General features: G+C 71.4%; 8 protein-coding genes and 1 riboswitch. Of the genes, 1 reads left to right on the forward strand and 7 read right to left on the reverse strand.

What is annotated here, in order from left to right; translation table 11 throughout:
- The first annotated feature begins 268 nt into the window (after positions 1-268).
- The gene (locus ACZK5D_RS16530; protein WP_463666078.1) at positions 269-742 is read left to right on the forward strand and encodes a GNAT family N-acetyltransferase; all 474 of its coding nucleotides are present in this window, start codon (positions 269-271) and stop codon (positions 740-742) included.
- A 612-nt stretch (positions 743-1,354) separates the two neighbouring features.
- On the opposite strand, the gene ACZK5D_RS16535 is transcribed toward ACZK5D_RS16530, so the two are convergent.
- From ACZK5D_RS16535 to ACZK5D_RS16565, 7 genes are all read right to left on the reverse strand, one after another.
- Positions 1,355-2,581, reverse strand: coding sequence for a siroheme synthase domain-containing protein (locus ACZK5D_RS16535; RefSeq protein ID WP_463666111.1), 1,227 nt, complete (start codon positions 2,579-2,581; stop codon positions 1,355-1,357).
- A complete protein-coding gene (gene cobJ, locus ACZK5D_RS16540; RefSeq protein ID WP_463666112.1) occupies positions 2,578-5,076 on the reverse strand; it encodes a precorrin-3B C(17)-methyltransferase in 2,499 nt (832 codons plus the stop codon). Before cobJ ends, ACZK5D_RS16535 begins: the two co-directional genes overlap by 4 nt.
- Complete coding sequence (gene cobM / locus ACZK5D_RS16545) at positions 5,073-5,903, reverse strand: precorrin-4 C(11)-methyltransferase (protein WP_463666113.1); 831 nt, start codon at positions 5,901-5,903, stop codon at positions 5,073-5,075. Before cobM ends, cobJ begins: the two co-directional genes overlap by 4 nt.
- Positions 5,900-6,670 (reverse strand): precorrin-2 C(20)-methyltransferase, encoded by a 771-nt coding sequence (gene cobI / locus ACZK5D_RS16550; RefSeq protein WP_463666114.1) that lies wholly within the window; start codon positions 6,668-6,670, stop codon positions 5,900-5,902. The genes cobM and cobI overlap by 4 nt, the downstream gene beginning before the upstream one ends.
- A 29-nt stretch (positions 6,671-6,699) precedes the next feature.
- Positions 6,700-6,813, reverse strand: a riboswitch (cobalamin riboswitch).
- Positions 6,814-7,001: 188 nt separating this feature from the next.
- The gene (locus tag ACZK5D_RS16555) at positions 7,002-7,316 is read right to left on the reverse strand and encodes a hypothetical protein (RefSeq protein ID WP_463666115.1); all 315 of its coding nucleotides are present in this window, start codon (positions 7,314-7,316) and stop codon (positions 7,002-7,004) included.
- A 69-nt stretch (positions 7,317-7,385) separates the two neighbouring features.
- Complete coding sequence (locus ACZK5D_RS16560; protein ID WP_463666116.1) at positions 7,386-8,423, reverse strand: hypothetical protein; 1,038 nt, start codon at positions 8,421-8,423, stop codon at positions 7,386-7,388.
- 5 nt (positions 8,424-8,428) lie between these two features.
- On the reverse strand, positions 8,429-8,985 hold a 557-nt coding region (locus ACZK5D_RS16565; RefSeq protein WP_463664191.1), incomplete at its 5' end, for an RNA polymerase sigma factor.

Here is an 8,985-nt window from a genome sequence, read left to right on the forward strand (position 1 = left end):
GCGGCAGAGTCGGATGTTGCGAGGCTTCAGCCAACTCCCTGGGTTCGAGCCTGTCGGCAGCCCGAGGGACGACCCGTGTCTGACCGACCGACGGTCGCGCGCCCGGGGTCGAGCGAATGCGTCAGTGAGCCCAAGCGGGCCATGCCCGATCTCGCGTATGGTCGTGTCCATGCGGAGCCCACTCGCGCGTGAGGACGTTAGCATCTGGCCCGCGACCGAGGACCGCTTCACAGACGCATGCGCGGCCGTGAGCCCAGGCTGCTGGTGCGTGCTTCCCCGATTCGGGCCGAAGGACACCCCTGACGGTCGCGAGGCGAAGTTCAAGGAACTGCTGGTTGGCGACGTGCCCCCAGGCCTGATCGCGTACGTGGACGGCGAGGTGGCCGGTTGGCTTGGCTTCGGCCCTCTGGAGCTTCTGCCGGCCGTGAAGAATTCCCAGCGATTGACTCAGGTCGACCTGGCTCCGGCCTGGACGGTCGTCTGCTTCCGCATCCGGAGGAAGCACCAAGGCCGCGGGCTCGCACGGCTCCTGCTCCAGGCAGCGGTCGACTACGTGCGGAAGGCCGGCGCGCCGATCATCCAGGCCTACCCCGCCGACACCAGCGACGGACGGATGAACTCGACGGCGGCCTACGTAGGCACCACCACGCTCTTCGAATCCGAGGGCTTCGAGCGCATCACCAAAACCGTCGCGACGGCCGCCAACCACCCTCGCTGGCTCATGCGGTTTCGACTCGACTAGGTCAGGCCCGCGGCAGTTTCGGGCGTTCAGGCGGTCCGTGACCCGGCCGTGTCATCCAGTTCGTTGAGGACACTTCTCGTCAAGCTCGAGGGTCACCCCGCCTCAGACGCGGGCTGCAACCCGAGCCTCCACCGCGGAGACGGTCCCCCAGTGCCACCGCCCACGTTCAACCGGGCCCTAGGCCACCGCCACTACCGCCACTCCCCCGCGGACATCGCCACCCGCCACCCCCAGGTGCCGAAGCCGAGCGCGCGGAAACGAGCCCGCAGCGGCACCCTCTGTTCCGCCCCCTGAGCGTGGACCCCCGCACTGGCGTCCCGCCACCGCGGACACCCTCGACGCCGACACCGACATCTCCACCGCAGCGACCAACACCGCCACGGAACCGCTCGACTGACCACACCGCACGGCGGCACTCAGCCAGCCAGAGGCCACGCCTCGGATCGGCGAAGGGGCCAATCGGCAGGTTCGGTGTCGACTACGGCACCAAACCTGCCAATGTGCCGCAGACGACTGCCCACGACTCGGACTCGGCCATCTGGCGACATCCGACTCTCGGCATGAGCGGAAGTAGCCCGGCGCATTCGGGCAGCACGCTGGAACGAGAGCCGGTCATTCACCTTGAGTCGAGTGTGGCGGCTCCGAGAGTGCCGCCACGATCGCATCGCGGACATCACGCGTGCGCCGCGGCTCCCGGTTTCCCACCACGCCCACCGTCACACCCCGCACCTCCGCCGTCGCCGGGGTCCACGCCGAACCGCCGCGGGCGTCGTCGGCCCGCACGCAGAACGTGTGCCTCAGCTCCGCGCCCTCCGCGACCTTCGCATTCACCTCCGGCGAGTCGGTGGCCGCCATCACGTACCAGGTGCCGTCGAGGTCGGCGTCGTCGAACTCCCGCGCCAGCCAGGTCAGCCGACCGGCGTCGGCAAGGGCCTCCACGGCCCGCGTGACCGACGGCGCCACCACCCTCACCCGGGCGCCCGACTCCACCAGCCGCGACACCCGCCGGCTGGCCACCTTCCCGCCCCCGACGACGAGCACGTCACGTCCACCGAGCATCAGCCCCGCCAGGTACGCGGGCGACCCGCCTTCCGAGACCGGCAACGTCTCCCGGTACCGCTCCGCGACCACGTCGGCCAACGCAGCACACGCCCCGATCACGTCGGCCACCCGCACCTCGGCATCCGGGTGCGCCCCCTGCCACTCGGCGGCCTGCTCGCGCGTCCAGCCCTTGAGCCGACCGGCGAACAGCCAGTGCCCCATGACGACGATGCGTCGCGCACCGTGGGCGTAGGCCCGGTCCAGCGCCTCCGGCAGCGACGGCCTGGTCACCTGGATGAACGCGGACTCGACGTCGGCCCACCCGCCCCGCTCGTAGAGCAGCCGCGCCACCCGGAGGTGATCGGCGTTCGCCTCGGGCACCAGCGCGCCGCGCCCGACGAACACCACCGTCGTCTCGCCAGTGGCCCACTCCCCCGCGGCCTCCGCCAGCCGCGCCTCGACGGCCTCGATCAGCCGCGGCTCCGGGCCGAGGTGTCGTGCGTACTCCACGCGGCTTCCCGGCACTCGCGCCGTCGCCTCGGCGATGAACTGCGGGATGTCGGAGCGGACGTGGCCGCCGGTGCCGAGCATGAGGGGCACGACGACGGCGCGGCGCCCGCCGTCGGCCAGCGACGCCACCAGCGCATCAGTAATGGTGGGCTGGGCCAGCTCGACATAGCCGACCGAGACCGGGACGCCCGGCAGCCGCTCCCCGACCAGACCGGCCAGCTCCTCGCACTGCGCGACACCCTCGCCCACGCGGGTGCCGTGGGCGGCGATGATCAGCGGCACGCTCATGCGTCCACCTCCTCCGCCGTGTCCGGCATCCACTGGTAGTCCCGGGGGGTGACGATCAGCCGCCGCCCGCCGCCCGAGGTGACGAACCTCGTCGTCGACGATCCCACCACCACCAGCGAGTTCATGTCCACCCACTCGGGCTGGAACTCGGCCAGCGTGCTCATGATCACCTTCTGCCGAGGCCGGCACGCCTGCTGCACCACCGCGACGGGGGTATCGGGCGAGCGGTGCGCGCCGAGGATCGCCAGCGCGCGTGGCAGGTGGGCCGTGCGGGTGCGCGACCGGGGATTGTAGAGCGCGACCACGAAATCGCCGACGGCCGCGCCCTGCAGCCGTCGCTCGATGTTGGGCCAGGGTGTGTGGAGGTCGGACAGCGAGATGGTGGCGTGGTCGTGGCCCAGGGGCGCGCCGAGGATCGCGGAGACGGCGAGGCTGGCGGTGACGCCAGGCACGATGTCGACGTCGATCCCGTCGGTGCCCTGCTCCAGGACGGGGCTGGCCATGGCATAGACGGCGGGGTCGCCGCCGCAGACCAGGGCCACGTTCTCGCCGCTGCGGGCGGCTCCGATGGCGGCAGAGGTTCGCGCCTCCTCCGTGCCCATCTTGGAGGCCATGATACGGACGCCGGGGCGGATGAGGTCACGGATCTGCTTGACGTACGGGCCGTACCCGACGACGAAAGTCGCCTGCTGGAGGCGTTCCTTGGCGCGCGGGGTGAGCAGGTCGCGGACGCCCGGGCCCAGGCCCACGACGCTCAGCCGCCCGCGGGCCGGGATGCGCCCAACCGCGCACGTCGCGTCCGTGCTGCGCTGCTTGGCCACGATCAGCTCGGCGCCATGGGCGAGGACGGACGCCTCGGCCACCGACGGCGTGCCGACGTGCCCCTCCACCATCGCGCTGGGGGTCGGCGCGGGTTGAGCGGCCAGCTCCTCGGCGGGGTAGTCGATGAGCTTCACGCCCAATTGCTTGACCAGTTGGAGCAGCCCGATCTCGCCGGCCTTGAGGTCGACGGTGGTGATGGCCGCGACGGAGTCGAGGGCGAGGCCGTGGTCGGCGAGGGTGCGCTCGAGGAGGTCGCGGAGGTGGGCGACGTCGGTGCCACGGTTGCAGCCCATCCCGACGATGAGGCTCCTCGGGTGGAGGACGATCTCGTTGGCTGAGGCGACGCGCGGCCCCTCCCCGCTGGCTGAGGTGGCGCGGAGCGCCCTCGAAGCCTCAGAAACGCTGGCGTCAAGCCCCGCCTGAGTTCCGCTGAATGATTGAGCTTCATAGGCTTCGAGGCCGCTCCGCGGCGCCTCAGCCAGCGGGGGGAGCCCGCTGCGCGGCACCTCAGCCAGCGAATCGGTCACGAGGATCGTCGCCACCGGGTCCTCGGCGTCCACTGACACGTTGGCTGGCAGCGGAGGCAGCGGCCAGGGCTGCGATTTCTGCACCCGCACGGGGCGGCCGTCGAGGATGGCGCGGGTCACGCCCGCGACGTCACCGCGGTACGCCCACCCGAGCGTGTCGAGGGCGGGGATGTTCAGGGCGTCGGTGGCGGTGGTGAGCACGGGCGTGCCCCCAGTCGCCTCGGCGATGCGCCTGGCCAGCTCGTTGGCGCCGGCCGCGTGCCCGCCCACGAGCGGGACCGCGAACCGGCCCGCCTCATCGACCACGACCACGCCCGGATCTGCCTTCTTGTCCGCGAGCAGTGGAGCCAGGATCCTGGCGGTTGCGCCGAGCGCGAGGTGGGAGACGATGAGGTCGCACTCCCGCCACGCCCGCACCAGCCCCTCGGCGGCGGGGCCGTCGTACCGCCGGGTGGGGGCGCCGAGGGCGGCGTCGATCGCGTCCGCGTGCCGCCGCGCGGCCGCGGAGTTGGTGACCTGCCCGACCACGGGGGCGTCGCCGTCGCGCTCCTCGGGGGTGGAGTCATCCAGGATGAGCACGACGTTCGGCTCCGCCACCTCCGCGACGGCGGCCTCCCCCGCGTCCAGCTCGCGCACCCGCTGATCCGGCTCCCCAAGCCGCTCCGCGACCACATAGCGTCGCGGCCATCCCTCGAGCGCCGCGGCCAGCTCGCGGATCCCGGCGCCGGGCCCGGTCAACACCGCGACCTTGGGGTGCCGCCGGGCAGCGGCCACGGCGTCGTCGATGGGTCGGCCGTGCGCGGAGACCACGACGGCGTCGTCCCACGGCAGCGCGACCGCTGCGAACGCGGCCGCCACCGAGCTCACCGCTGGCGTCACCGCGAGCTCGAGCCCCTCCTCGCGGAGGCGGCGGACGATGCCGTGGAAGCCAGGATCGCCGCTGGCCAGGACCAGCGCGTCGTCGCCGTCGGGCAGGGCCTTCAGCCGCTCGACGGCGGGGCTCAGCGCTCCGAGCACCACCCGTCGCTCGGCCTCGACACCGAGCGCGTCGAGGTGGCGGCGCCCGCCGACGACGAGCGCGACCCGCGCGGCGAGGCTGCGGGTGGCCGGCGAGACCTCGCCGAGGTATCCGTGGACGTGGATCATCGCTCCTCCTCCAGGACGCCGCGGGTGACGTGGGCGCGGAGATCCGCCTGCGCCTCGGGCTCGGCCGCGCGGTACTCGTGCCGGAAGCCGGGGTGGTAGAGGTGACTGCGGGTGGCGAGCGGGCCCTCGGCGAGCGCCGGCCCGACGAGCACGACGGTGTGCTTCCACAGCTTGTGCTCGCGCATGGTCTCCGACAGGTCCTTCAGCTCGCAGCGCAGCATGAGCTCGTCGGGCCAGGAGACCTGGTAGCCGACGATGCACGGCGTCTCGGGCGGGTAGCCGCCGGCGAGCAGCTCCTCCTGCAGCACCTTGTTGCGGGCGGCGGACAGGTAGAGCGCCATGGTGGCGCCGTGGGCCGCGAACCCGCGGACGGTCTCGCGCGGCGGCATGGGCGTGCGGCCGCCCTCGAGGCGGGTGAGGATCAGGCTCTGCGACACCTCCGGCACCGTGATCTCCACCTCCATGCGGGCTGCGGCGGCGGAGTAGGCGGAGACGCCGGGGACGGACTCGAAGTCGAGGCCGAGGTTGCGGATAAGGTCGCGCTGCTCGGCGGTGGCGCCGTAGATGGCCGGGTCGCCGGTGTGGACGCGGGCGACGAGGAGCCCCTCGTCGCGGGCCCTGCGGTAGAGGGGCTCGATGTCCTCCAGCGACGCCGAGGCGGAGTCGACGAGCTCCGCGCCCGGCTTGGCGCCCGCGACGATCCCGGGATGGACCAGGCTCGAGGCCCAGATGATGATGTCGGCCCCGGCGATGACGCGGGCGCCGCGGAGCGTGATGAGGTCGGCCGCGCCGGGACCCGCGCCGACGAAGACCACCTTGCCGCTCACAGCCGGCCCCCCGTCGTCGCGCGGCTGGGCGCCGCCAGGACCGTGGAGAAGTAGGGGGCGGACTCGCCGCCGGCCAGCTCTGACAGGCGGACGAGGCGCTGATTCGGCAGGGAGACGTCGACGCCCATCACCGCGTCGCGGTCCTCGCCCCGCAGCAGCTCCGCGACCTCCGGCAGCCGGCGCCCGCCCTTGTAGGCGACGGTGGAGTCCGCCACGGCGAGCACCTCGCGGAGCCGGTCCAGCCCGGCCGTGACCGGCACCAGCGCCAGCACCTCCTGCCCCTCCACCAGCGGGGTGCGGCTCGCGGCGGCGAGCGCCTGCATCGCCGTGATGCCGGGGATGACGTCGACCTCCACGTCGGGCAGCTGCTCAACGACGTGAGCGGCGAGGTAGGAGAAGGTCGAGTAGACGCTGGGGTCCCCGACGGTGGCGAACGCGACGGTGGTGGCGCCGTCGGCGAACGCCTCGACAGCGGCGCGGGCGGAGGTCAGCCAGGCCTGCTTGCGCCGCGGCGAGACGCCCGACTTGTCGGCCATGGAGAAGGGGACGCGGACGATCCGTGTGGCGGAGGCGGGGCACGCCGCCTGAACAATCCGCTCGGCCCGGCCCGGCCCGTCGCCGGACTCCTCCGTCGCGGGGACCAGGATCGCGTCGGCGGACTCCAGGGCGCGCACGGCCTTCACGGTGATCAGCTCCGGATCACCGGGGCCGACGCCGACGCCGATCAGCCGTCGTGCTGGAACGGGGGGATTGGTGGTTACGGTCATCTGCCGTGGCCTCCTGGGGTCGCTCGCCCGAATGGTTGGCCGCGCAGGCCCGAGTTCCTGACTCCCCCAGCGGGGTCACAGTGGCGGCACCGTCCCGGACTCTCACCGGGTTCCTCGTCGTCGCCTGCGCGCAGCGTCAGTCTGTCAGAGCCCACCGGAGCCGCCGATCCGGGGTGGGCGAATGTCCTCCCGTCCCTTCACGCGCACAAGGGCGAGGTTGGAGCGGCCGGCCCTTGCCTGGGGCAACGTATGCCCTTCGACGCTCTGGTTTGCGGCACGCGCCTGGGTGACACGTCCAGAAGCGCGCGTCGCCTGCAGGCGAGTCCGGCTATCAGTCGGCTGCATGTGAGAAAAGTCGAACCCGACCGATCCAGGCGTCCACCGTCTCGACATCCGTCACGACCGGGGGCTCAGGGAACCCACCAGCTCCCAACTCGGCAACCGCCGGGAGGTAGACGTCCCGGTTGAAGCGATCCAGCCCATCGCGGGAGTCCCACAGCTGCATGACCTGCCAGCCGCCGTCAGTGGGGCCAGCCGCGAAAGCGCGGCGGCCGTCAGGGATGGGCACCTCACCCACCGCCGCTGCCACAACCCTCCAGTGCTCAACGGTGCCCTCAGGAAAGAACGCGATGCGCAGGAACGCCATGGGACGCATCCTAAGAGCTACCACCGTCATCGATCGCCCCGCTGGTGTCTCCAGCGGCGTCACCAGGTTTCAGCTGTTGATGTCGCGTTCGACGTGATCGGTTCCCAGGACGTCGACGAACTCGGATGGGAGTGCTGCCACCCATTCCCGGGTGGTGATCGTGCTGCTGAAGGAGACGTCTGGGGTCAGCATGCCCGAGTCCAGGATCTGGCCGGTGGCGTCGAGGACGAGCCAGTGTTCCACGCCTGGACGAGATGTCGGATCGGTCATGGCGGCCCGGTAGCCGGTGACGCCATCGACGTCGACGGTGGTCACTGTCATCGTGGGGGTGGCTGTCTGTCCGTCCTTGGTGGTCTCGGCGGCCTGGGGGTGTTCCGCGATGCGCTGCAGGACGGTGATCGCGGCTGCACGCAGCTCCGGGGGCGCGGTCTCGGTGAGCAGGATCTCGTGGATCCCCTTGAACACCCGCTCATCTGCGCTGTTGTTGCCGGTGCCTGATCTGAGTGCGGCATCCAGGGCGTCCGGGGCCGTGGGCAGGGATGTGATCGTTGATTGGTCTTGTCCGGTGAGCAACCAGAACTGCTGGTCACCGGTGCGCCGGCTCCACAGCCAGCCGTCACGGTCGATGTAGTCATCGAAGTAGGTGACGCCCGAGTCGACTGGCATCGGCTGCTGAGATGAGCCCTGGCCAGCGACGCTGTGTTGCTCCTCCACCCTGACCACGTGCAGGAACGCGTCGGGCTCTCCCACGGGCGCAGCGGCGGCCGCGACGGCCACCGGCCCCAGCATCGCTACGGCCGAAACGTATCGAGGTGACGGCAGGTTGCGGGGTGTGGCCAGCGTCGGTGAACTACTGCCAGTCACCCCAGCCACTGGCGGGTCGGCAACGGAGTGGCCATTGAGGGTCACCAGCGCCTGGAACGCAAGCCCCAGCACAGCCAGGCCCGCTACCGCGGCAGCGACCGCCGCCGGCCAGCGGCGGCTGCGGCGGATCGGCACCACACTGGCACGTGCCTGCACCTCGTGGAACACCGATTCCCGGCGCTGGGCATCGAACTCGGCATCGATGGCCTCATCGGTGGGCCGAATGGACTCAATGTCGCGCATGTCAGTCATACCTTTCCCCGGACAGGTCGCAGCACGGGTGCCGCGGCTGTGGATGGTTCCATCAGGTCGGTGAGCCGGTGGCGGGCCCGTGAGAGCCTCTTCGTGAATGCCGGCGTTGAACATCCCGCCACCGCGGCGGCACTGGTGTGGTCCAAACCGTCCCAGCCGACCAGGAGGAGGGCTTCGCGCTCCTCGTCGCTGAGGCGACGCAGAGCATCGAGGAGGAGCTGCCGGTTCACCACCAGGCTGGCCATCGACTCGTGGCGTCTGTCACGAGAACCCGCAAACAGTGCGTCGGCGAGCCGGTCGCGGCGCTGCCGCGCACGATGCTGGTCCACGAGCGCTCGCTTCGCCGTGACAATCAGCCAACCCATCGGATCGGCGTCAAGAGAGGCCAAGTGGCGCCACGCCTGGACGTAGACCTCAGCCAACACCGACTCGGCCACATCCGGATCGGCATGCCGCCGCAGATAGGCATAGACACGACGCGAGGTGCCGTCATACAACCGCCGGAAAACCTCGTCCCCTGGAGCATTCACATCCCGTATACGTTCCTCACCCA

The sequence above is a fragment of the Tessaracoccus yangjingae genome (assembly GCF_055326235.1).